The organism is Hydrophilobacter chitinilyticus, from assembly GCF_049860745.1.
Taxonomy (GTDB): Bacteria; Pseudomonadota; Gammaproteobacteria; order Burkholderiales; family Burkholderiaceae_C; genus Rhodoferax_B.
Genome location: NZ_CP187561.1, coordinates 2343043 through 2367326, shown reverse-complemented (window position 1 = coordinate 2367326; position 24284 = coordinate 2343043). Strand labels below are relative to the sequence as shown.

19 protein-coding genes are annotated in these 24284 nt (G+C 62.1%); 10 read left to right on the top strand and 9 right to left on the bottom strand.

All coding sequences use genetic code 11. The features are described 5' to 3' along the window. The first annotated feature begins 312 nt into the window (after nucleotides 1-312). Both ACPWMG_RS10570 and ACPWMG_RS10565 read left to right on the top strand, forming a co-directional pair. The gene (locus ACPWMG_RS10570; RefSeq protein ID WP_483304597.1) at nucleotides 313-669 is read left to right on the top strand and encodes a hypothetical protein; all 357 of its coding nucleotides are present in this window, start codon (nucleotides 313-315) and stop codon (nucleotides 667-669) included. 28 nt (nucleotides 670-697) lie between these two features. Next, the gene (locus tag ACPWMG_RS10565; RefSeq protein WP_483304596.1) at nucleotides 698-1723 is read left to right on the top strand and encodes a patatin-like phospholipase family protein; all 1026 of its coding nucleotides are present in this window, start codon (nucleotides 698-700) and stop codon (nucleotides 1721-1723) included. A gap of 38 nt (nucleotides 1724-1761) precedes the next feature. Here the strand turns inward: ACPWMG_RS10565 and ACPWMG_RS10560 are convergent, their stop codons facing one another. Next, nucleotides 1762-2739 (bottom strand): Bug family tripartite tricarboxylate transporter substrate binding protein, encoded by a 978-nt coding sequence (locus ACPWMG_RS10560; RefSeq protein WP_483305227.1) that lies wholly within the window; start codon nucleotides 2737-2739, stop codon nucleotides 1762-1764. Between the two features lie 133 nt (nucleotides 2740-2872). On the opposite strand from ACPWMG_RS10560, the gene dgoD reads away from it, so the two are divergent. Further along, nucleotides 2873-4021 carry a galactonate dehydratase gene (gene dgoD / locus ACPWMG_RS10555; protein ID WP_483304595.1) on the top strand — a complete coding sequence of 383 codons (1149 nt, stop codon included), beginning with the start codon at nucleotides 2873-2875 and terminating at the stop codon, nucleotides 4019-4021. Nucleotides 4022-4106: 85 nt separating this feature from the next. On the opposite strand, the gene ACPWMG_RS10550 is transcribed toward dgoD, so the two are convergent. The 6 genes from ACPWMG_RS10550 to ACPWMG_RS10525 form a co-directional block, all read right to left on the bottom strand. Next, a complete protein-coding gene (locus ACPWMG_RS10550; protein ID WP_483304594.1) occupies nucleotides 4107-4832 on the bottom strand; it encodes an ABC transporter ATP-binding protein in 726 nt (241 codons plus the stop codon). Further along, nucleotides 4825-5664 carry an ABC transporter ATP-binding protein gene (locus ACPWMG_RS10545; protein WP_483304593.1) on the bottom strand — a complete coding sequence of 280 codons (840 nt, stop codon included), beginning with the start codon at nucleotides 5662-5664 and terminating at the stop codon, nucleotides 4825-4827. Before ACPWMG_RS10545 ends, ACPWMG_RS10550 begins: the two co-directional genes overlap by 8 nt. Continuing rightward, nucleotides 5661-6632 carry a branched-chain amino acid ABC transporter permease gene (locus ACPWMG_RS10540; protein WP_483304592.1) on the bottom strand — a complete coding sequence of 324 codons (972 nt, stop codon included), beginning with the start codon at nucleotides 6630-6632 and terminating at the stop codon, nucleotides 5661-5663. The genes ACPWMG_RS10545 and ACPWMG_RS10540 overlap by 4 nt, the downstream gene beginning before the upstream one ends. Beyond that, nucleotides 6629-7504, bottom strand: a complete 876-nt coding sequence (locus tag ACPWMG_RS10535) for a branched-chain amino acid ABC transporter permease (protein ID WP_483304591.1) — start codon at nucleotides 7502-7504, stop codon at nucleotides 6629-6631. Before ACPWMG_RS10535 ends, ACPWMG_RS10540 begins: the two co-directional genes overlap by 4 nt. A gap of 132 nt (nucleotides 7505-7636) precedes the next feature. Beyond that, nucleotides 7637-8806, bottom strand: coding sequence for an ABC transporter substrate-binding protein (locus tag ACPWMG_RS10530; RefSeq protein ID WP_483304590.1), 1170 nt, complete (start codon nucleotides 8804-8806; stop codon nucleotides 7637-7639). A 161-nt stretch (nucleotides 8807-8967) separates the two neighbouring features. Next, complete coding sequence (locus ACPWMG_RS10525; RefSeq protein WP_483304589.1) at nucleotides 8968-9732, bottom strand: GntR family transcriptional regulator; 765 nt, start codon at nucleotides 9730-9732, stop codon at nucleotides 8968-8970. Nucleotides 9733-9991: 259 nt separating this feature from the next. Here ACPWMG_RS10525 and ACPWMG_RS10520 point away from each other — a divergent pair, with 259 nt between their 5' ends. The 5 genes from ACPWMG_RS10520 (at nucleotide 9992) to ACPWMG_RS10500 (ending at nucleotide 15993) form a co-directional block, all read left to right on the top strand. Continuing rightward, the gene (locus tag ACPWMG_RS10520; RefSeq protein WP_483304588.1) at nucleotides 9992-11047 is read left to right on the top strand and encodes an aromatic ring-hydroxylating dioxygenase subunit alpha; all 1056 of its coding nucleotides are present in this window, start codon (nucleotides 9992-9994) and stop codon (nucleotides 11045-11047) included. A 181-nt stretch (nucleotides 11048-11228) separates the two neighbouring features. After that, nucleotides 11229-12341 (top strand): 5-methyltetrahydropteroyltriglutamate--homocysteine S-methyltransferase, encoded by a 1113-nt coding sequence (locus ACPWMG_RS10515; RefSeq protein ID WP_483304587.1) that lies wholly within the window; start codon nucleotides 11229-11231, stop codon nucleotides 12339-12341. Next, nucleotides 12338-13741, top strand: a complete 1404-nt coding sequence (locus ACPWMG_RS10510) for a phospholipase D-like domain-containing protein (protein WP_483304586.1) — start codon at nucleotides 12338-12340, stop codon at nucleotides 13739-13741. Before ACPWMG_RS10515 ends, ACPWMG_RS10510 begins: the two co-directional genes overlap by 4 nt. A 176-nt stretch (nucleotides 13742-13917) precedes the next feature. Then, a complete protein-coding gene (locus ACPWMG_RS10505) occupies nucleotides 13918-14358 on the top strand; it encodes a surface-adhesin E family protein (RefSeq protein ID WP_483304585.1) in 441 nt (146 codons plus the stop codon). 180 nt (nucleotides 14359-14538) lie between these two features. Further along, entirely contained in the window at nucleotides 14539-15993 is a 1455-nt protein-coding gene (locus tag ACPWMG_RS10500) for a GNAT family N-acetyltransferase (protein WP_483304584.1), read from the top strand. A 146-nt stretch (nucleotides 15994-16139) separates the two neighbouring features. Here ACPWMG_RS10500 and ACPWMG_RS10495 read toward each other — a convergent pair whose 3' ends face one another. Then, nucleotides 16140-21731: a PAS domain S-box protein gene (locus tag ACPWMG_RS10495; protein ID WP_483304583.1), complete on the bottom strand. Its 5592-nt coding sequence runs from the start codon at nucleotides 21729-21731 to the stop codon at nucleotides 16140-16142. Nucleotides 21732-21976: 245 nt separating this feature from the next. On the opposite strand from ACPWMG_RS10495, the gene ACPWMG_RS10490 reads away from it, so the two are divergent. Continuing rightward, nucleotides 21977-22207, top strand: coding sequence for a DUF2789 domain-containing protein (locus tag ACPWMG_RS10490; protein ID WP_483304582.1), 231 nt, complete (start codon nucleotides 21977-21979; stop codon nucleotides 22205-22207). 283 nt (nucleotides 22208-22490) lie between these two features. Here ACPWMG_RS10490 and ACPWMG_RS10485 read toward each other — a convergent pair whose 3' ends face one another. Beyond that, nucleotides 22491-23417 carry a LysR family transcriptional regulator gene (locus ACPWMG_RS10485; protein ID WP_483304581.1) on the bottom strand — a complete coding sequence of 309 codons (927 nt, stop codon included), beginning with the start codon at nucleotides 23415-23417 and terminating at the stop codon, nucleotides 22491-22493. A gap of 105 nt (nucleotides 23418-23522) precedes the next feature. Between ACPWMG_RS10485 and ACPWMG_RS10480 the strand changes: the two genes are divergently transcribed. After that, a complete protein-coding gene (locus ACPWMG_RS10480) occupies nucleotides 23523-24281 on the top strand; it encodes an SDR family oxidoreductase (RefSeq protein WP_483304580.1) in 759 nt (252 codons plus the stop codon). Nucleotides 24282-24284: the final 3 nt, after the last annotated feature.

Genomic DNA, 24284 nt, shown 5'->3' with positions numbered 1-24284 from the left:
ACGGCCGACATTTTGTTTCCAAATTCTCACATGTTGCAACACGTATGTGGATGAAAGGGTTGGCCGCAGAGCCCTTTCCGTTCGGCTTGTCACTACGAATAGCGACAAGCACGGCTGTCCCCACAAGTAGCGACAGACGCGCAAGCACGTCGCGTTCAGAATCCGGGCCACACCGAGAGGAAGGGTGCGGTACCTCTTCCACAGATGCCGATCCAACGCGTATTCCAACGCCCAGATCAAATGCATTCACAGGGTGTACGGCTTGAAGCCCAGCCATTTCGTACCACGTGCAACGCAACCAAAGGCACTGCCATGAACACACCCATGCACACGTCTACGTCGACGGAATTCGCCTTGAGCCAAGGCCAGCAACTGCAAACGCCGGTGCGCCGGGGCATGCACATTTTGGTCACCAAGGGCGTGGTGAACCTGAATGGCCCAGCCACTTGGGTGCCCGAGACGACGTTCTGCGTTGACCAGCAATTGCACGAAGGGCAAACCCATGTCGTCGACCAGCATGGCTGGTTGGGCATTGAGGCTACGTGTGATGCCAGCTTCGTGCAGTACGAGCCGCAGTCGGCCATGCGCGGTGTGCTGAATGCGATGTGGGAACAAGCCGGGCGTTGGCTCGGGCGCAGCGAGGTCACGCACCACCACCCTGCCCACTGAAGCCCTGGCCTCGTCGTACTCAAAGCTCATGCCTCTGCAGCCCGGCCAACGCACCAGCCCCAAGCGCATTACCGTGGTGATCGCAGGCGGTGGTGTGCAATGCGCCGTCGGTTTAGGGTTGGCACAGGTGCTGGCACGCGAGGGTTTGGCTATACACCAGTTGGTGGGTTGCAACAGCCATGGTGCTGGCGGCGGTGGGCTGTTTGCCGCGTTGATGGCGCTGAGCCTGCCAACGGCGCAAGTGACCGACTGGATCCCGAAGTTGTGGACACACCACCTCACGCGGCAACGCGACGAGCGCGCCACCCTGCTGGCCATGCTGCACCAGCGCAGCCACACCCCCACGCGACCAGGCGCCGGCCCAAATCAAAGCCATGATGCCGCCGCGCGGGAACATGCCCAGGCGCTACAGCAACTGTTTGGCGACATGCGGATGGAAAACACCGCCACGCCGCTGATGATCACGGCCGCCGACACCCGAGGCCATACCTGCACCCGCCCCGGCGCACAGGCTGTGTTCACACAAGGACGCTTGGCCGATGTGCTTCTGGCCAGCCACGCGAGGCCCTTCGTTTTACAACCCTGGATGCACGATGGCAGCCAGTACACCCACGGTGCGTGGCCGGCAAGCGATGCGGTGTTGGTCTTGGGTGGTTTAGACGGTGGTGCAGAGGACGGCGCTACAGATGGCACGCTGCAGCAGACGGCCTTGTACCTTGATGGCCTGATGGGCCAGAGCCGTCCGCACGCCCACGCGGCACCGCTTCGGTTGCAAGCGCCGCATGGGCTTCAACAGGCTGCACAGCAGGGTTTGGTGATCGCGGTCACGCCGGTATTTGCTGAGCCTGTGGGTTCGTTCGACTACGCGAAGATTCCAAGCATCGTGGCGCAAGGCGAGCGCGCCGCCGTGGCCATCCTGCCGCAGTTGCATGCGCTGCTGAACACACCCCGCCGCACGGGCCTAGCGCCTGCCAACGCCAGTAGCGCGACGCACCGCGCCTCTCCACCCAGTCTTAAAGAAAAAGTGGCTTCCACGCACAGTGGCTATGCGTGAGGCGCTCTCATTTTTATATCCGGCACCCTCTCAAGCGCTTATTGCTTCTCGATCTTCGCTTTGATGATCACGTCGCCCCAGCGCTTCACTTCAGACGCCAGCAGTTGGCTTGCCTGCTCCGGCGTGCCGGGTTGGGCCTGCACATTCAGGGTCTGCAGTTTCTGCCGAACTTCGGGGTTTTGCAGTGCGGCCACGGCGGCCTGGTTCAAGCGCGCGATGACCGGCGCAGGTGTTTTGGCGGGTGCAGCCAAAGCGTTCCACGAACTCGCCAGCAGATCCGGCAAACCGGCTTCTTTGGACGTGGGCGCATCAGGCAACGCGGGTGAACGCTGTGCACTGGTGACCGCCAACACGCGCAAAGCCTTGGCCTGAATCTGCGGCAACACCGGCGACAAAATTTCTACGGCGGCATCCACCTGACCACCGCGCAGGGCAGTCACCACCGCAGGCGTGCCATTGAACGGCACGATCTGCACCTCTACCGCCGCAAGGCTCTTGAACAGCTCAGCCACCAGGTTTTGCGAGCTGCCAATGTTGATGCTGCCAATGTTCAGCTTGCCGGGATGAGCCCGCGCAAACGCCAGCAACTCGGGCAATGTTTTGAAGGGTGAATTGGCGGGCACCACGATCGCGATGTCGAACGTGCCGAGCACCGACACGGGCGCAAAGTCGCGCAGCGTGTCAAACGGCAAACTCTTGAACAAACCAGCGCTCACGGCGCTGGCGTTGGACATCAGCAGCAGCGTGTAGCCGTCGGGCGCAGCCTTGGCCACCAGGTCGGATGCCACCACACCACCGGCACCGGGCTTGTTGTCGATCACCACCGGTTGGCCCAGCGTTTCGCTCATGTGCTGGGCCACGGTGCGGGCCGTCAAATCGGCTACACCACCGGCGCCGAACGGCACCACGATGCGCAGGGGCTTGTCTGGGAACCCGGCCGCGTGGGCCAGCGGAGACGCGAGCGCGCCGCCCAAAAGAGACAACGCAGCTCCTGTGACCAGGCGGCGTTTGGACATTTGAAATTCGTGAGACATCAGTCAAATCCTTCGAGGGCAAATTTTGGCGCTATCTTGGCTCAAAATGCTTATCCGCACCCACTAGGGCGGCATTCATCCACACTCAAGCCACTGTAGGGCTTAAGGAAGCTTCATGAAGATTACCCGTCTCACCACCTACCGCGTTCCGCCGCGCTGGATGTTCCTGAAAATCGAAACCGACGAGGGCATCGTTGGCTGGGGTGAGCCAGTGCTGGAAGGCCGGGCGCGCACCGTCGAAGCAGCGGTGCAAGAGCTGTCGCACTATCTTGTCGGCCAAGACCCGCGCAACATCAACGACCTGTGGCAGGTCATGTACCGTGGCGGCTTTTACCGCGGTGGCCCGGTGCTGATGAGCGCCATTGCCGGCATCGACCAGGCGCTGTGGGACATTCTGGGCAAATCGCTGAACGTGCCGGTGTACCAGTTGCTGGGCGGCAAGCTGCGCGACCGTATGAAAACCTATTGCTGGGTGGGCGGCGACCGTCCGGCCGAGGTGGTGGACGCCATTCGCCTGGCGCAAACGCGCGGCTTTGACACCTTCAAGATGAACGGCACCGAAGAGTTCGGCATAGTCGACACCCACGCGGCGGTAGACCGTGCGCTGGAGAAGTTCACCGAAATCCGCTCGGCCTTTGGCTCTGGTGTGGACTTCGGTATCGACTTCCACGGGCGGGTGAGCTTGCCCATGGCCAAGGTGCTGCTGCGCGAACTGGAGCCGCTGCGGCCCTTGTTTGTAGAGGAGCCAGTGCTGGCCGAACATGCCGAGCAATACCCACGGCTGGCCGAGCATACCGCCATTCCGCTGGCAGCGGGCGAGCGCATGTACTCGCGCTACGACTTCAAGCGTGTGTTGGCCGGTGGCGGCATTGCCATCCTGCAGCCAGACGTTTCGCATGCCGGCGGCATATCGGAATGTGTGCGCATCGCCAGCATGGCCGAGGCGCATGATGTGGCGTTGGCCTTGCATTGCCCGTTAGGCCCGCTGGCGCTGGCCGCATGCCTGCAGGTGGACTTTGTGTCGCACAACGCGGTGTTCCAGGAACAGAGCATGGGCATCCACTACAACCGTGGTGCCGACCTGCTGGACTACATCACCAACCCCGAAGACTTTGCGGTGAAGGATGGGTTCCTGACCGCCAGCACCCGCCCCGGCCTGGGCGTGGTGATGGACGAGGAACGCATTGTGGAAGCCGCCCAGAACGCGCCCGATTGGCACAACCCGGTGTGGCGCCACCCGGACGGCAGCGTCGCCGAGTGGTAAGCCATTCATAGGAAGTCATAAGAAAAACGGGCCAGGTGTGTTGTCACACCTGGCCCGTTTGCTTTAGCGTTGAGTCAGCTTAACGTTAGCGCGCCACGCCCAACAGCTTGTCGAGCAACTCAGGCTGCTCGCGCAGCGTCTTGGCCGAATCAGTATGCACCACGGTGCCGTGGTCCAGCACCACCGCAGTGTGCGAGATCGCCAAAATCGCCTGCGGGTGCTGCTCCACGATGATGGCACTCAGGCCTTCTTCGCGGGTGATGCGTGCAATCGCGCGCAGCAACTCTTCCACAATGATCGGCGCCAGGCCTTCGAGCGGCTCGTCCAGCAGCAGCAGGCTGGGGTTCAACACCAGGGCGCGGCCTACGGCCAGCATCTGTTGCTCACCACCCGAGAGTTGCGTGCCCAGGTTGGTTTTGCGCTCGGCCAGGCGTGGGAACATTTCGTAGACCCGCTCCGGCGTCCAGACAGGGCTGGTGCTGCCCTTGCGGCCGGGGCGTGCCACGGCGGTCAGGTTCTCGTGCACCGTCAGCGACTTGAAGATGTTGCGCTCTTGCGGCACCCAGCCAATACCGGCGGCGGCACGTTCATGCGGTGCCAGCTTGTGCAGCGCAATGCCGCCCAGCGTGATGGTGCCCGCATGGCGCCGCGTGGCGCCCGCAATGGTGTTCATCAGCGTGGTTTTGCCGGTGCCGTTGCGGCCCAGCAGCGCCAGGGTTTCGCCTTCGTTCAGTGTCAACGACACATCGTTCAACACCACCGCTTCGCCATAACCTGCGCTGAGTTTTTCGACTTTCAACAACTCAGACATGCGCCTGCTCCTGGGATTGCGTGGGATTCGATGTTGGGTGGGTATGGCCGGCGACTTCGCCGTGGCCCAAGTACACCGCCTTGACCTGCGGGTCGTTGGCGATCTGCTCCGGGTTGCCTTCGGTCAGCATGGTGCCATTCACCAGCACCGTCATGCGGTTGGCAAAGCTGAACACCAGGTCCATGTCGTGCTCGATCAGCAGCACTGACACGTCGGCCGGCAAGGCCGCCACGGTGGCCAGCAGCTCTTCGCGTTCACCGGCCGGCACACCGGCCACCGGTTCATCGAGCAGCAACACACGCGGCTCGCAGGCCAGCGCAATCGCAATCTCCAGCAGGCGGCGTTTGCCGTAGGCCAGCACATTGGTTTGCTGGTGCATCACCCCGGTAAGGTGGAACTGCTCGAGCAACTGCTCGCAACGCTCCATCACCGCGCGGTTGCCGCCCAGCGGTTGCCACCACTTGGTGCCCAGGCCACGCTGTTGCGACACCGTGGTCGCCAGCGTTTCCAGCGGCGTGAAGCTGTCGAACAACTGGTTGATCTGGAAGGTGCGCACCATGCCCCGGCGCACACGTTGGTACGGCGCCAGGCTGGTGATGTCTTCACCTTCGAGCACGATGCGCCCTTCGGTGGCCGACAAAACGCCGGTCAACAGGTTGATCAGCGTGGTCTTGCCCGCGCCGTTGGGGCCGATCAGCGCGTGGCGTGCACCACGGCGCAGGTTCAGCGTGACGTTATTGGTGGCGGTGATGCCGCCAAAGCGCTTCACCAGGCCTTGGGCGCTGAGCACCACTTCGGCTTGGTCGTCGTATGTTTTCACTGCGGTGCTCATGCCTTGCGTCCTCCCAACCAGCTCGAAGGCTTCAGCAAACGCTCACGCCCCACCATCACCAACACCACCAGGAACAGGCCCAGCCAGAAGGTCCAGTACTGCGGCGTGATCGACGACAGCCAGTCCTGCATCAGCTTGAACACAATCGCACCCGTCACACCGCCGTACAACCAGCCCACGCCGCCCACCACCAGGATCAGCATGACGTCGGCCGAGCGGTCAAACGCAAACACGTCGAGCGACACAAAGCCCGAGGTCTGCGCCAACAAGGCTCCTGCAGCACCGGCCACGCCGGCGGCAATGGTGTAGACCACGGCCAGGCGTGACAGCACCGGCACACCAATCGCCATGGCACGCAGGCGGTTGTCGCGGATGACTTTGAGCGTAGCGCCAAACGGCGAATGCACCAGGCGACGCGCCAGCACAAAAAACACGATCAACACCGCCATCGAATACCAGGCCGAGACCTTGCCGTACAGGTCGAACTCGAACAGGCCCAGCACCGGGCCCATCACCACACCTTGCAGGCCGTCGGCGCCGCCGGTGAAGTCGGAGTACTTGTTGGCAATCTCACCCAGGATGAGGGCCACGCCCAGCGTCACCATCAGGCGCGTCAGGTCGGTGCCGCGCATGATGGTCAGGCTGCAGATGGCGCCCAGCGCAGTAGACAACACCACGGCCACCAGCAGGCCCACGATGGGGTCGGGCATGACCAGTTTGGCGAACAGGCCGGCCGCATAAGCGCCCATGCCGAAGAACGCCGCATGGCCCAGCGACACGATACCGGTGTAGCCCAGCACCAGGTCGAGCGAGATGGCGAACAGCGCCACGATGGCGACTTCGTTGACGATCAGCGCGTGGCTAGGGAACAGCAGGGGCGCGGCCAAGGCCAGCAGCCACAACACCGGTTCCCACGGGCGCCAGCGCGAGCCGTTTAACACAGCAAGATTGTTTGCAGTCGTCTTCATGCCTTGCCTCCCAAGCGCGAGAACAGACCATGCGGACGCCAGATCAGAATGGCAATCATCAGGCTATACACAATAAAGCCGCCCAGTTTGGGCACGTAATATTTACCGGCCACATCGGCAATGCCCAGCAGCAAGGCCGCCAGCAAGGGACCGGTGATGCTCGACGTGCCGCCCACGGCAACGACGATCAAAAAGTAAATCATGAACTTCAACGGGAAGGTGGGATCCAGGCCCAGCACTTCGGTGCCCAGCGCACCGCCCAGCCCCGCCAGGCCGGAGCCCACGGCAAAGGTCGACAAGAACACGATGTTCACGTTGATGCCCAGGCCGGCGGCCACACGCTGGTCGTCCACCGACGCACGCAGGCGGCTGCCGAAGCGGGTGCGCGCCAGGATGAACTGCAGCGCCACGGTGAGTGCGGCACACACGGCAATGATGAACAGGCGGTAGTGGCCCATGCCCAACAGGCCCAGCGGTGTGTCGAGTTCGGTGCGGCCCTTCAGGTACTCGGGCAATTGCATGATTTGCTGCGATGAACCCATGAAGAAGTCCATGCCGGCCACGGCCATGAAGGTCAGACCAATGGAAAACAACACCTGGTCGAGGTGGGGCCGGCGGTACATGGGTCGGTACAGCGTGCGCTCCAGCACCGCACCCAGCAAGCCGGAAACAATAAAGGCCAAAGGCAGGCACAGCAGGAAAGGCACGCCAAAGCGCTGCATCAGCACTACCGTGGTGTAGCCGCCCACCATGGCGAAGGCACCGTGCGCCAGGTTGATGAAGTTCATCAGCCCCATGGTCACGGCCAGGCCTACCGCCAGCACGAATAGCAGCATGCCGTAGGCAATACCGTCAAAGAGTATGGTCAACATGAGAGAAACATTTGCGGGGCCCGTGGGGCGAGCCGTTAGCTGGAAAAAGCGAAAACCAACACGAGAGAAATACCAGAAACGCAGAAAACACGGTGGGCCAGCACCGGGAAGGCGCCGGCCCACATCGCCAAATTACTTGGCCTTGCCGGGATCCTTGACGTCTTTGATCACGTCAAATTCCACGTTGTAGAGCTGGCCGTTTTTCTTCTCGACCTTGCGCAGGTAGATGTCTTGCACGATGTCGCGGGTCTGCGCATCGATGAAGATCTTGCCGCGTGGGCTCTCAAACAGTTGGCCCTTCATGGCGGCCAGCAGCGCGTCGCCGCCGCCTTGGCCCTTGGTGGTCTTCAAAGCGTCGTAGATCACACGCATGCCGTCATAACCACCCACGGCCATGAAGTTCGGGCGCAGGCCCTTGTTGGCCTTCTCGAAGGCTTCCACGAACTGCTTGTTCAGCGCCGAAGGGTGAGCTGCCGAGTAGTGGTGCGAGGTGACCACACCCAGCGCGCCGTCGCCCATGTCGTTCAGTTGGTCGTCATCGGTGATGTCGCCAGGGCCGATCAGCTTGATGCCTGCCTTGTCCATGCCGCGCTCCAGGAACTGCTTCATGACCGCTGCGCCAGCGCCGGAAGGCACGAACACGAACAGCGCGTCTGGCTTGGCGTCACGCACCTTTTGCAGGAACGGTGCGAAGTCGGGGTTGCGCATCGGGACGCGCAGCGATTCCACGATTTCGCCACCGTTGAAGATGAAGCGGTCTTTAAAGTACTTTTCAGCGTCGATGCCTGGGCCGTAATCGCTCACCAGCGTCACAACCTTCTTGATGCCGTTCTTGGGCACCCAGTCGGCCAGCGCCACAGAGGCTTGCGGCAGCGTGAAGCTGGTGCGCACGATGTAAGGCGAAGCTTGCGTGATGCTGGAGGTAGCCGCAGCCATCACCACCAAGGGCGTCTTGGATTGCGTGGCAATCGGTGCGGTGGCCATGGCCGAAGGCGTGATGCCCATGCCCGCCAGCACGTTGACCTTGTCGTTCACCACCAGTTCTTGCGCCAGGCGCTTGGTGACGTCTGGCAGGCTGGTGTCGTCCTTGACGATCAGCTCGATCTTCTTGCCAGCCACGGTGGTGCCGTTCTGTGCCATGTAAAGACGTGCAGCGGCTTCGATCTGGCGGCCCGTGGTGGCTTGTTGGCCGGTCATGGGCAAGACCAGACCGATCTTGAATGTTTCTTGCGCGAAAGCACTGGTGGCAGTCAATGCCGAGACGGACAGTGCCAGTGCACTGAACAACCATTTATTCTTCATTCGTCATCTCCTAGGGGTAGTAAAAGCAAAAACGACATCCAACCAGTGCTCTGGACGGAATCCAAAAAAACCGTAGTCAGCCCTACAGGGTTTCGCATTTTGTGGCGGCAGGCAACCGGGTCGGTACGGGGACAATACGTATGCGTTGCATGTCTAAAAACTCAGTCGCGCTTGCGGATCAGGCGGACACCCGCCACGTGATGCAACTCGCGCCGTTGCACGGCTTCACGCAGGTTGCGCTTGGCAATGCGCGCGTGCTCGCGCATCAGTGCTTCGGCGCGTGCGCCCTCGCGTTGTTCAATGGCTTCCAGCACCAGGCGGTGCTGCATTTGCGCCACCACCAGCATGTCGCGCGCCTTGGGCGTGTGTGCATGCACCACCACAAAGGCCGAGGCCGAGGCAAACGGCAGGCTCACCACGCGTTCCAGCTCGCGGGCGATCACGGCGCTACCGGCCATTTCGGAGATGAGTTGGTGAAAGCGTTCGTTCAGCGCCACGTAGCGCGAAAAGGCTTCTTCGTTCAGTGCCGTCATCTCCAGCACCGCATCTATGCCGTCGAGGCAGGTTTGCGCCTCGCCCAGTAATACCGGCACCACGCCGCGCTCGGCCGCCAGGCGCGCCAGCAGGCCTTCAAGCGTGCCGCGCAGTTCAATCGCCTCGGTCACGTCACGCTCAGAAAAAGTGCGCACCGCGTAGCCGCCGTTGGGCAAGGCTTCCAGCAGACCTTCCTGCTCCAGGCGCATGAGGGCGGCGCGAATGGGCGTGCGGGATACACCGAGTTTTTCCACGATGGCCAACTCGGCAATGCGTGCGCCACCGGGCAACTCTCCACCCAGAATCATTTCGCGCAAACGCAGTTGGGTTTTGACCGCCTGAGAGGAGCCAGCCTCCGGCGTTTCAAGGCCACCTGAAACAAATGTATCCATAGGCAAGTTTTTAGCACACATCGTGGATTCTTAATGTGTACATTGGACCATCCACAAAAGCCAAAATCACTCTACAACGGCTATTTTTAATCAGCGTTTACCCTAGTTTTCGAGTGTTTTTGTTAGTTATGTATTTTCTATGTATACATCAACAAAAAAATCTGGATAATTTGCACTGCGAGCTGTGTGTAGACGGTCTTTTTCGACCTTCTTTCTGTAACAAAACAGCCCACCACGAAACACACAAAAGGAGATCCACGTGTTCCCAAAAAACGCCTGGTACGTTGCCTGTACCCCCGATGAAATTGCCACCAAACCCCTGGGTCGCCAGGTCTGCGGTGAAAAGATTGTTTTCTACCGTGACGGCAAAGGCGCGGTGGTGGCTCTAGATGACTTCTGCCCGCACCGTGGCGCACCGTTGTCGCTGGGCAAAGTGTGTGAAGGTGAACTGGTGTGTGGTTACCACGGCCTGAAGATGGGCTGCGACGGCAAGACCGTCTCCATGCCCGGCCAACGCGTGCACGCGTTCCCCACCATTCGCAGCTTCCCCGTGGTGGAGCGTTATGGCTTCATCTGGGTGTGGACTGGCGAAGCCGAAAAAGCCGACCCCGCTCTCATCCACCACCTGGAGTGGGCCGACAACCCAGACTGGGCCTACGCCGGTGGCCTGTACCACGTGAAGTGCGATTACCGCCTGATGATCGACAACCTCATGGACCTGACCCATGAGACCTATGTGCACACCAGCAGCATCGGCCAGGAAGAAATCGACGAAGCGCCGGTGACCACCAAGACCGAAAACGGCGTGGTCAGCACCAGCCGCTTCATGGACGGCGTGATGGCCCCGCCCTTCTGGCGCGCCAACCTGCGCGGCAACGGCCTGGCCGACGACGTGCCGGTGGACCGCTGGCAAATCTCGCGCTTCACGCCACCTTGCCACGTGATGATTGAAGTGGGCGTGGCCCACGCCGGCAAGGGTGGCTACAACGCTGACCCCGCACACAAGGTGTCAAGCATCGTGGTGGACTTCTGCACGCCCGAAACCGAAACCACCATGTGGTATTTCTGGGGCATGGCGCGTAACTTCAAGCCGCATGACAAAGAGTTGACGGCTGCCATCAAAGCCGGGCAAGGGAACGTCTTTTCGGAAGACACCGACATCCTGGAAGCCCAGCAAGCCAACCTGTTGCGCAACCCAGGCCGCCGCCTGTTGATGCTGAACATCGACTCGGGCGGTGTGCAATCGCGCCGCTTGCTCGACAAGCTGCTGGCAGCTGAACAAGCGCCTGCACAACCGGCTGCCGCAGCGGCGTAAAGCGCAGGAGCGCAACGTTTCAGTTGCAGGACACCAACGAAAACAGGCGCCTCCGTGGCGCCTGTTTGCATGGTGCAGTTGTTATGGCAACCTATGCACTGTGCTCACCACGTTGGATTGGACCTTGGATTAATATCGCGACGCAATTTGTATCGTCCTCAACAACAATCAAGGAGCACACATGCATCACCTCCCAGCCCGCTACGACCACGTCGGCAGCTTCCTCCGCCCCCAGTACCTGCTTGAAGCCCGCGAGCAAAAAGCCAAGGGGCAGATCACCCCCGAACAGCTTCGCTTGGTAGAAGACCGCGCGATCACCGAGATCGTGAAGTTCCAGGAAGACGTGGGCCTGAAAAGCATCACCGATGGCGAGTTCCGCCGCACCTATTTCCACGTCGACTTTCTGGAACAGTTGGGCGGTGTGCAAGCCGACATTCCGGTCACGGTGTTGAACGGTGATGGTTCTGTGGCCCTGGCACCGCCCGTGATGCGTGTGACCGACAAGGTGCGCCACGCCAAAGACATTCAACTGGCGGACTTCCAATACTTGAAGAGCCAGGTGTCGGCCGGCAACACGCCCAAGGTGACCATCCCCTCGCCCACCATGCTGCACTTCCGTGGTGGCCGCGCCGGCATCAGCAAGGTGGCCTATCCCGAGCTGGACCCGACCTTTTACGACGACGTGGCCAAGGCCTACGGCGACGAACTGCGCAGCCTGGCCGCCGCCGGTTGCACCTATGTACAGATGGACGACACCAACCTCGCCTACCTGTGCGACGAAAAAATGCGCGAAGCCGCGCGCCAACGTGGCGACGACCCGAACGAGCTGCCACACCGCTACGCCGCCTTCATCAACAAGGTGGTGGCACAAAAGCCAGAAGGCATGACGCTGGCCATGCACCTGTGCCGTGGCAACTTCAAGAGCACCCATGCCGCTGCGGGCAACTACGAGCCCGTGGCCGAAGCCTTGCTCAAGGAGATGGACCTCGACGCCTACTTTCTGGAGTACGACGACACCCGCTCGGGCGACTTCAAGCCGCTGCGTTACCTGCCCAAGGGCAAGACCGTGGTGCTGGGCCTGGTGACCACCAAGTTCGGCGAGATGGAAGACAAGGACGAACTCAAGCGCCGCATCGAACAAGCCGCCAAATACGCGCCGCTGGAGCAACTGGCGCTGTCACCCCAGTGCGGTTTCTCCAGCACCGTGCACGGCAACAACATTGCCGTGGAAGCCCAGCGCGCCAAGCTGCGCCTGGTGGTTGAAGTGGCACAAGAGGTCTGGGGCAACACTTGATCCCCTACCGCGCCGCCAGCACTTCACAAGGTCTGGCGGCGTGGCTGCCTTCTCCCACGCTGCACCTGCTGCTCAGCGTGCTGGCGGTGTTGGTGTACGTGGTGTCCACCCGCATGCACCAGGAGCGCCGCGCGCCCACCACCGCCATCGCCTGGGTGGTGGCGCTGCTGCTGTTGCCCTACTTTGTGCTGCCGCTTTACCTGCTGTTTGGCCAACGCAAAACACGCCCCGCAGGTCCGCCCCGGCGTCCGCGCCATCCGCCGCCCACCGTGGCGCCGCACTGGGCGGCCTCTCTCATCGAAAGTTTTGACCTGGCACCGCCGAGCGTGGGCACGGTGGTGTTTCACCGCGACGGGCTGGCCGCACGCGACGCCCTATGGCATGTCATCGCCAGCGCACGCACGCGGCTCGACGTGTGCACTTTCATCATCGGCCACGACGCCATGGGCGACGAGACGATTGCGCGGCTGGCGGCGCGCGCCCGCGACGGCGTCGTGGTGCGGGTGATTCTGGACGGCTTCGGTGCCCTGAAACTTTCGCGTCGCCATTTCGACACCCTGCGCCAGGCCGGCGGCAAAGTCACCGTTTTTCGTCCATTGCTGAAGTTGCGCGTGCGTGGCAAAGGCAATCTGCGTAACCACCGCAAGCTGGTGATTGCCGATGACGTTTTGCTCTGGGCCGGTGGCCGCAATCTCGCGGCCGAATATTTTATGGGCACCGACGGCGAGCCGCCCTGGCTTGACCTGTCGTTCACGTTGCAAGGCGGCTCGGCCGCAGCTGCCGCACATCAGTTTGAGCAAGACTGGGCCAGCGTACGCCAGTTGCCACCGCGCGCCATCGGCCGCGCACCGGAGATGCCGCACGGCAGCGCCACACAGTTCCTGCCTAGCGGGCCTGATCAAACCGAAGACACGGCTCTCACGCTGCTGGTGGCCGCGTGTTTTCGTGCCGAAAAACGCATTCTGGCTGTGACGCCCTACTTCATTCCCGGCGACCGCCTGCGCGATGCGTTTCGCACGGCTGCACGGCGTGGGGTCGAAATCACCATCGTGCTGCCCGCACAATCCAACCACCATCTGGCCGACTTCGCGCGTGGCCGTGCCATGCGCGATCTGGCGGATGCCGGTGTGCGCTTCCTGGAGTTGCCCAGCATGGTGCACGCCAAGGCGGTGGTGGTCGATGATGACCTGGCCCTGTGCGGCACCATCAACCTGGACCAACGCAGCTTGCTGGTGAACCACGAGAATGCTGTGGTTTTTTATAGCCCCGACGACATCCGCTGGTTGGCCGACTGGATCACCAACCTCGGACATCGCTGCCTGCCGTTCGAGCCCACCCGGCCCGGCATCGCCCGCGACCTGAGTGAAGGCCTGCTGCTGGCCGTGGCGTTTCAGCTATAGCCGTCTCAAGCGCGAAATCAGCGGGCGCCTCCAGCATTACATGCGCCAAAAAGCAACCATTGACCGAAGTTATTTGCGCAAATATTTGCCAAATAACGCACAATGAAGCGCAGTTTTCTGTGAATTGCTGCACCAACACAAACCCTGCCCCCCTTCTCCAACCGCTTTTGACCTGAATGCGCCTGCTCGCCCCCTCTCTTGCCCTTGCCTTGGCGTTGGGCGCAGGTTCACTTCACGCCGACCCGCTTTGGCTCACGCTCACGGGCGACCCCACCCGCGCCGACCGCGACTCCGTCCAGGTGAGAGTGGACTCCGTCTCGCTCAACGGCTCCACCGGGTCGCTGCAGTTGCGCGTCAACCGCTCTCAAGCCCGTGAGGCTTTCGACGGCCAGACTTACCGCTCGTACATTGGCTGGATCAAGGTCGATTGCCCGCAGCAAGAAGGGCTTTTTCAGCAATTGCAGTACTACACCGAAGCCTTGTGGACGGGCGACACCCGCGTGGTGAACTACGTGGAGCCGAACACACCCAGGCTGCTGTTCAAAGACATGCAGCCCAACCCCACGGAGCGCTTGATCCGCGCGGCTTGCAGCGTCGAAAAAGTCAAGACGCAGTAACGCGTCACACGGCGTCGCCCTTCGCCGCGGCGCATAAAAGCGCACCACAAACGCGCAGCGAGTCGGCAGCACGCCAGTGATCACTAATAGATCACCGCTCCGCGCAAGTCGCCCCCGATAATCAGAGCTATTTCCGACCTATTTCCGTCGTTCCCTCAGCTTTGCACCGGCCCGCTTGCCATGTCGTCTCCAACGCCCACACCTTCGCCCACCTCGGCTTCATCTGCATTGCCCCCTGTCCCTACCACCTCGCAGGAGTTGGCCCGGATCAGCCCCACCCAATGGAGCGCCGTGCTGTCAGCCCCACCGCTGCAAGCGGCGGCCTGGATGTTTGCCGCCGCACGTTTGGGCAGCGCGGATGCGCAGGCCATTCTGGGCCAGTGGCTGCTCGACGGCCAAGGCTTGCAGCGCAACCCGGAAGAAGCCTTCAAGTGGTTCCAGAAGTCGGCCTTCCAGGGCCATGCCATGGGCATGAACATGGCTGGGCGCTGCCTCGAAAACGGCTGGGGCACCCCGGTTGATCTGCCCGCCGCCACCGATTGGTATGCCCGTGCGGCCCGCAAGGGGCTGGACGTCGGCATGTACAACTACGCCAACCAACTCGCCTCGGGCCAAGCCGTGCCACGCGACGATGTGGAGGCCTTGCGCTGGTACCAAGAGGCCGCGCGCCTGGGCCATGCCAAGTCATTCACCAAAATCGGCGGCTTTTACGAAGATGGCCGCACCACCGCCAAAGACCGCCCGACCGCCATGGCGTACTACCGCAAGGGTGCCGAGGGCGGCGATTTCCGTGGCCAGTTCAACTACGCCGGCATGCTGGCTGAAGTGGGCCGCATGGACGAAGCCTTGCACTGGCTGCGCCTGGTGCCGCTGACCGCCACCCCCGATTTTCTGGCGCGCGCCGGACGCATGCTGGTGCAGTCACCGGTCGCCGAACTGCGTGCCATTGGCCAGGAGATGCTGGGGGAAGCCCCCGTCACCACCGACGGCGCGGGCATGAACTTCGATGACGTAGCCGATGCCCTGACGTCTGAGATGGCCGCATTGGATGCACGCCTGTCGGGCTACACCCCCCTGCCCTTACCGCCGCACCAGCCCCAGCAACCCACCGGCACCACACAGCCGGCACCACTCACACCTGCGCCGCACCACGACACCACCACCCTGCACCTGCGCCAATACAAGGCCAAAGATCTAGCGGCTGTGGCCAACGTTTTCACCGACGCCGTGCACGGCCTCGCCGGCACCCACTATGGCCCGAGTCAGCGTGCAGCCTGGGCCCCCAAGCCACCCGATTTGAATGTTTGGGCGGCACGCCTGCAGGGGCTGACCACTTTGCTGGCTGAATCAGAACGTGGCTTGGCCGGCTTTCTCTCGTTTGAGGCCAATGGCCACATCGACTTGCTGTTCACGGCGCCGCGCTACGCGCGCCACGGCGTGGCCAGTGCGCTCTATGCGCACGCCGAGGCGACGTTACGCCAAGCGGGTGTTGCCGAACTCTTCACCGAGGCCAGCTTGGTGTCGCGGCCGTTTTTCGAGAAACACGGCTACCGTGTGGAAGAAGAACAAGTGGTGGTACGCAACGGCGTCAAGCTCAACCGCTTTGCCATGCGCAAGGTTTTAGAGCGAGCCTAAGGCAACGCAGAACAAGTTTCGCTCGGCGCCCGCATCCCTGGCGTGGGCAGCCTGCGGCGTTGCAAATGCTCGCCATAGCACGGGCTATGGCGAGCATTTGCGCCTAGCAGTCCCTCCCACGTCAGGGCGCGGCCATCCGAGGCAACTTATTCAGCGTCACCTAAAAACACCTCAAGCTGGTCCACCGGCAGCGGCCGGCTCAGCAGGTAGCCCTGAAATCCGTGGCAGCCGCTTTCAACCAGAAAGCAGCGCTGCTCCACCGTCTCCACACCCTCGGCCACCACGTTCAAGCCCAGGCTCTTGCCCAGGGCCACGATGGTCTTGGCGATGGCGGCATCGTTCGGGTCGGTGAGCACATCGCGCACAAACGACTGGTCAATCTTCAACTGGTCCAGTGGCAAGCGTTTGAGGTAGGCCAGCGACGAGTAGCCGGTGCCGAAGTCATCCAGAGAAAAGCCCACGCCGACGTCTTGAAGCTGGCTCATCTTGTGGACGAGGGCAGCCATGTCATCGGCCAAAACACTCTCGGTGAGTTCTAGCTTGAGGTTTTGCGGCATAGCGCCGGTGCGCTGCAACGCGTCCAGTACCTGTGCCACAAAGTGGGGATGGTGAAACTGCCTGGCGCTCACGTTCACCGACATGCTGAGGTGGCGCATGGTCTCGATGCGCCCCCAACTGGCGAGTTGGCGGCAGGCGGTTTCCAGCACCCACTGCCCTATCGACAGAATCAAGCCACTCTCTTCAGCTGCCGGAATGAACAGCGCGGGCGACACCAGGCCACGCACCGGATGCTTCCAGCGGATCAAGGCCTCCACGCCGATGACGCGGCCGTCCATGCTGGCTTGCGGCTGGTAGTGCAGCAAGAACTCCTGGTTCACCAGTGCCTGGCGCAGATCGCTTTCCATGCCGGCCCTGGCGAACACCGCCTCCTGCATACCGGGGTCGAAAAAGCGCAACGTATTGCGCCCCGCGTCCTTGGCCTGGTACATCGCCAGATCTGAACGTTTAAGAAGCTCTCCCACGCTCACATCGTGGCCCAGAAACGGCGCCACACCAATGCTCGATGTGCAACGGTGTTGGTAGCCGCTGAGGGTGTACGGTTTGTCGAGCAGGGCCAGAATTTTTTCACCCACCGCGCTGGCCTGTGCGGTGGCTTCGGCCACCTCTTCGCTCAGGCCCTCCAGCATCACCAAGAACTCGTCACCGCCCAGGCGCGCCACGGTATCGCTCTCGCGCACGCAGTCCAGCAGGCGCTGTGCCACCTGCACCAGCAACTCGTCCCCTTTGTCGTGGCCCGAGGTGTCGTTCAGCGTCTTGAAGTTGTCCAGGTCAATGAACAGCAGCGCACCGCGCTGTTGGGTGCGCGCACTCATGGCGATGGCCTGGTTCAAGCGCTCGGTCAATAACAACCGGTTCGGCAAACCGGTCAACGGGTCATAAAACGCCAGGCGGTGCACGGCATGTTCAGATTTTTTGCGTTCACTGATGTCGGTGTTGATGGCCAGGATGGACTTGGGCTCGCAGGCTTCGTCACGCACCAGGCTCCAACGGCCTTCCACGGTGATGGACGTACCGTCTTTGCGGCGTTGCTCGATTTCGCCGGTCCAGTCGCCAGTGGTCATGACGGCGTGCGTGGCGCGGAAAAAATGCGTGGGGTCGGTGTACAGCAGCGTGGCAATCGACTGCCCAATGGCTTCCTCGGCGCTCCAACCATACAGACGCTCGGCGCTGCGGTTCCAGAAGATGATGCTGTGGTCAATGCCGCGCACCATGATGGCGTCTTGCGCGCGGTTCAGCAGCGAAGCCTGGTCGCGCAATTGCGCATCGGATTCCAGCCGCTGCATCTCGCCTTCGGCGCGTGCAGCAAAGATCTGCAGCGTGGAAAAGATGGCATCGGTCTCCTCCAGCGGCGCACGAAACAACACGAACAACATGCCCAGCGCATCACCGGCGGCGGTGGTCAGCCGAATGCCGACAAAGCCTTCACACACCACCGAGCCCAGGCGCTCTGCCAACGGCGTCGACTGGGCAATGGCATGCCCCACCTGGCGGCGCACCACACAGCTCTGGTGGGTCACCAGGGTCTCGCACGGCGTGCCTTGCAGCCTCATGTCAAAAGCGCCGGTAACCTGCCCTGCCACTGCGCCTGCCATCACGCGCCCCGAGGTGCCACCCGCTTCAGCTCTGGCCACGAAGCCGGCATAAGCGCCCACGGAGTCGGTCATGTTCAGCGCCAGTTCGGCAAAAAAATCTTTGCCCGACTGGGTCGACACCGCCGAAGCGATCTTGCGCAACGACGCTTGCAGGCGCCGCTGATCGTCTTGTGCCCGCAGATTGCCAATGCCAAAAGCCAGATCGTTGGCCAGCTCTCCGAGCAACACCAGTTCTTCTTCGGGCACGTGGGTCACCTCTGACGAATACAGCACCAACACGCCCACATTTTGATCACGGTTGACCAGTGGCAAGCTCACCACCGAACGGAAGCCATGGGCCAGCGTCTGGTCGCGCCACGGCCGCACCCGCTCGTCTTGCGCCACGTCTTCCACCACCACAATTTTCCGCGTGGCAAATGCCCGGCCCACCGATCCCATGCGCAGCGGCACATCACTGGACCACGACAGCTCCAGGTCCTTCAGAAAGGCCGTACCTTCGCCAAAGAAGGCCACGGGTTCGATGGACTTGCGCGCATCGTCCCGCGCCAAACCCACCCAGGCCATGCGATAGCCGCCAATAGCCACGGTGATGCGGCAAATCTGCTCCAGCAGCAGTTGCATATCTTCGGCACGAATCAACGATTCGTTGCACGCGCTCAACATTTTCTGGGCACGGCTCACACGCGCCAATTCACGCTCGGCGAGCAGCCGCTTGGTCACATCGTTCACCAACGACAACCGTGCCAAGTGCCCACCAAACTCTATGGCATCACCCGCGATTTCCACGTCAATGATGGCGCCGTTTTTTTGCCGGTGCTGCCGCAAATGCCCGAAGGTTTTGGACTGCGGCGGAATCGCGCGCAGCAAGCTGTCGTACGCCGCTTCAACCCCTGGCGGCCACAAGTCGTGCAAACGCATGGTTCGAAACTCTTCGCGGCTGTAGCCGTAGAGCTCTACCGCCGCGCGGTTCACGGCCAGAATGCGAAAGCTGTGGATGTCATACACCCACATCGGCAAAGGGCTGCCGTCAAACAACAGTCGGTACTGGGCTTCCGATCTCTCCAGCCGCTCGGCAAAACGTTGCCGCTCGATCACCACACCGAGCGACTCCACCAGAATCTGCAGGTGGTCCACCTCGCGCGCGCCAAACGCAAAGGTCTCTGGCGACACCACCTTCACCAAACCAATCGCAGTGTTGCCCACGCGCAGGGGCGCCACCAACAATGAGCGAATCCCCACCTCGCGGCAGATCGCCTGGTTGACGCGCGGATCCAGCTCCGAATCATCACAGCGCAGCACCACGCCTTGTTCAAGCGCCAGCCCGGAAAGACTGCCTTGCATCAGAAATTTCTGGCCGATCTTGCGAGTGGTCCGCCCGGCCGCTCCACGGCACACCAGTTCGTCGCCTTCGATCAGTTCGACCTCACCGCCCGTGGCGCCCACCAGATCCTTGGCGCGCTCGGCCACCAGCGTCATCAAGGCGCTCAATTCCAGCGTAGCGGACGCGATTTCCTGCTGCGTTTTCACAATGCTCGCGCGTGCACGCTCTTCGCGCCGGGTCACCTCTTCCACGCGGCGGCGTTCGGTGATGTCCACCATGCCGCCCACCATGCGAATGGCTTTGCCCGCTGCGTCGCGGATCACCACGCCACGGTCCATTGCGTCGGCGTAGCTGCCATCGGCGCGGCGGAACCGGAAGTTGTCTTCCCACTCGGTGGCGTTGCTGTCGATCACCGCCCGAATGCCGCCCAGCACGCGGGCGCGGTCGTCGGGGTGCACACGGTCGGTCCAGGAATCAACGTTGTCGTCCTTGGCACCGGCGTCGTAGCCGTAGAGTTTGTGAAAGCCTTCGTTGCGCCAGATATGGCCGGTTTGAAAGTCCCAGTCCCATACGGCACCAGCCGTGGCTTTGGCCACAATCTTGAAGCGCTCTTCGCTGATGCGCAGCCGCTCAATGCTTTGGTGCCGCTCGGTGGCGTCGCGGAAATAGACCGACAGGCCTTCATCAGACGGATAAGCCCGCACCTCAAACCAGCAATGCCGCACCGTGGACCACGCCTCGAAGCCAACGGTTTGGCGCGTGGTCATGGCCCGCTGGTATTCGTCGTAGAACACCGAGCCCACGGATCCACCAAACATCTCCCACACTTTTTGCCCCAGCACCTCGGCCTGGGTGTGCTGCAGCAAGCGCTCGGCTTCGGGGTTTGCATAGGTGAAGCGCCAGTCGTTGTCGACCGTGAAGAAACCGTCGGTGATGCTCTCCAGCGTGGTGGTCAGGCGCCGAGACAGGGCATCGGCCTGCTGCTCGGCCAGTTTGCGGTCGTGGATGTCGGTCACCGTGCCGTACCAGTTGACAAGCTGGCCTTCGTCGTCGCGGATAGGCTCGGCCTTGACCAGCATCCAACGGTATTGTTGGTCACTGGCCTGCTTCAATCGGTACTCGAGCGCCACGGGCTCCCCCGACTGCACGGCCGCAGCCCAGGCGGCAAGCGTCGCCTCCACATCATCGGGGTGCAGCGCCTCCACCCAGCCAATTTCAGCAACGTTGCGGTGGGTGATGCCCACATAGTTGAACATGGCCTTGTTGGCGTAATCCACCGTGCCATCGGGTTTGGCGGTCCAGACGATTTGCGGCATGGCGTCGGCCAGCTCACGAAACCGGCGCTGGCTGGCGGTCAAGGATTGCTCGGTCAGCTTGCGCTCGGTGATGTCCTGCAGCGCGCCCTTCATCTGCACGATCTGCCCGTTGCGCCGGTCGCCGGGCTGGCCGATGGTGCGTACCCACACGCGGTTGCCACGTGCAGTCACCAACTCCATTTCTTCGTCGAACGGCACGCCGTCGTTGGCGCAGGCGCGGAACCGCTCGACCAACCGTTCGCGGTACTCGGGTGCATAGAAATCGCGGGCTTGTTCAAAAGAAAAGGTTTGCGCATCGGTTTCGTGGATGGCGGCCACCTCTGGCGACCAAAAAACCGTGCCGTGTGCCAGATCGGCCAACCAGCCGCCCACGCGCGCCACCTGGCCGGCAATCTTCAAAACCTCGGAGTTCTGCTGCAGCGTGACCAGCAACTGCTCACGCTCTGCGGCCCAGGCCAGCATGGCCAGCCGCTGGCGCCGGTATTCCAATTGCACCATGACCTGGTGGGCCAAGGTTTCGAGCGCGCTGAGCTGGGCTGCGGTCAAGCTACGGGGTACGAAGTCCATCACCGCCAAGGTGCCCAGCGAAAAACCATCTGACGACACCAATGGAAAACACGCGTAGAAGCGAATGCCCGGCGTGCCGGTGACCAGTGGGCTTTGCGCAAACCGCGCATCGGCGGTGGCGTTGGGGATCACAAACGCGCCACGGCCCTCGATGGCATGGGTGCAGAAAGAAACCGTTCGCGCCGTCTCCTTCACATCCACGCCCACAGTCGACTTGAACCATTGCCGGTGCTCGTCCACCAACGACACCACCGCCATAGGCACCTCGCAAATGCTGGCGGCGAGCTCGGTCAGTCTGTCGAAGTCCACTTCGGGAGGCGTGTCCAGAACCGCGTATCGGCGCAAGGCGTTCAGTCGCTCTTGTTCTCCCTGCTCAGACATGGGCAAAAGCCTCCTGCGGATGGTCGGTGTGCGGCAAAACCCGTAAGATCAAATCGTTACATAAGCTTACCTGAAATTGACCGATGCAAGCCTCGGCAAAGCGCTGGTCCTACAGACAAGATACACGGCGGCCGTGACAGTGCAGACAAGCGCCGAACAGAAGCATTTTTCAAAAAAATCGGCCATTCAAAAAGCAGTGCTGACCTCTCCCAGCATCTCTACCCAGCCCTGAAAGGAACCACGCAATGGATCTGTCAACCTCCAACATGACGAATCTTTTCCAGCAACTGGGTCTGCCCAGCGAGCCCGCTGACATCGCCAAATTTGTGGCCGAGCACCGCCCGCTTCCCGACGGCCTGCTGATGGCCGACGCCAAGTTTTGGACGCCTGCCCAGGCGCAGTTTTTACGCGAGCAAATTCAGGCCGATGCAGATTGGGCAGAAGTGGTGGACCAACTCAGTGTGATGCTGCGGTAGGCCATTGAACGCACTAAAAGCGCAGAAACCAGCCTAAAGGCCGACCTGAGAAGGGCTTCGGGCTCCCGTAAAAAGTAGCAGGTACAAGGTGTTGAAGCAAGGTAACAACCCACTGCCTGAGAAACAGGCAGTTTGTTCTTGAAACGATTCTGGCCTTGCCGTGAAGGCGATGGTCGCTATCATTTTTAAGAACCCCCGTAGTTACCCTCAAACTTATCCACAGAAGCGCTGAACAAGTTGCAGGAGCAACAGTGGAGACCACTGACAGCTCTCAACGCCATCTCTACAACACCATCTCCACCCCTTGCACTAAACGCTGCGCCAAGCGCGGCTGCTTGAGCTGGTCAAGCCACCAATTCAGCGCGCGGCCGCCTTGGTCGCCGCGCCAAGCGACGTAGAGCGTGTTGGGCTCGCGTTGGTCGGCCGTGGGTTTGGCCACCAGCGCCCCTTTTGCCAGCAAGCCCGCCACGCGTTCACGCGGCAACCAGCCCACACCCAGGCCCGCACATTGGGCCGCGATTTTGGCGCGCATGCTGGGCACGGCCAGCACCGCCTGGCCGGTTTTCAGTCCGTAGCCGCGCGCAGCGCCCACGTCGGTGCGGCGGGCCGAATCGGCCACCACCACGGCGCGGTGCGCCAGGATTTGCTCGCTGGTCAGCGGCTCCGTGGCGGCTGCCAACGGGTGGCGCGGTGCTACGGCAAACACCCAGTCGAGTGCGCCGAGTTCGGCCCAATGCAGCTTGTCCATGGCCGGCGGCTCGTTGGTGGCGCCCACCACCAGGTCGGCACGGCCATCGCGCAGCGCCTCCCAGGTGCCGCCCAGTACTTCGTGGGTGATGCGCAGCGACACGCCCGACTGCAGCTGGTCAAACGCGTCGATCACCGGCACCAGCGTGGCAAATTCGAGCAACTCATCGGTGACGATCCACAGCCGGTCTTCCCAGCCGCCGGCCACCTGCTTCACGCGCCGCGTGAGGCGCGCCACGTCTTGCGCCACTTGCGCCGAGCCCTGCGCCAGCAATTGGCCCGCAGGCGTGAGCTGCAAACGGTAGCGGCGCCGGTCGAACAACAAGGCATCAAAACGCGATTCCAACTGCCGCGCCGCGTGGGAAATGGTGGACGGCGCCTTGCCCAGGCGCGCTGCTGCACGCGACAGGCTGCCGGTTTGGGCAATGGCTTCCATCATCGCCAATTCATCGGCGCTCAACATGTTCGATTCTTTCGCACGAGTGCATCGATGAAATGGTACGGCAAAGCAGCTGAATGGCGCGAATATTCGTCTCACGGCAATTCGCCGGATTCGAAGGAGTTTCAAATGACACAAGCTACACGTTTCCAAAACAAGACCGTTCTCGTCACCGGCGGCAGCAGCGGCATCGGCCTGGCAGCCGCTCAGGCATTCGCCAATGAAGGTGCCCGCGTGGTGATCACCGGCCGCGATTCGGTAGCGCTTGACCGCGCTGTGACCAGCCTGGGCGCAAAGGCTTTCGCCGTGCGCAACGACGCAGGCGCACCCGGTGCAGCCGAAGCTTTGGCCCAAACCTTGACCGCCGCCAACGTGACGCTCGACGCCGTGTTCGTCAACGCCGGTGCCGCCAAGTTCGCCGCCTTTGGCGAAGTGACCGAAGCCCTGTGGGACGACACGTTCAACACCAACGTCAAGGGTGCCTACTTCCAACTGCAAGCGCTGTTGCCTCTTCTGAACAAGGGCGCCTCCATCGTGCTCAACGGCTCGATCAACGCCCGCATCGGCATGCCCAGCGCCTCGGTTTACGCCGCCAGCAAGGCCGCGCTGATTTCCCTGGCGAAGAACCTGTCGGCCGAGTTGCTGCCACGCGGCATCCGTGTGAACGTGGTGAGCCCCGGCCCGGTGCAAACGCCCCTGTACGGCAAACTGGGCATGGACGCTGCCACGCTGGACGCCACGGCGGCGCACATCCTGGGTCAAATTCCGCTGGGCCGCTTTGGCACCTCGGAAGAAATCGCCAGCACCGTGTTGCACCTGAGCGCAGCCGAGTCGGCTTTCATCGTTGGCACGGAAATCATCGTCGACGGTGGGATGAGCCAGCTTTGAGGC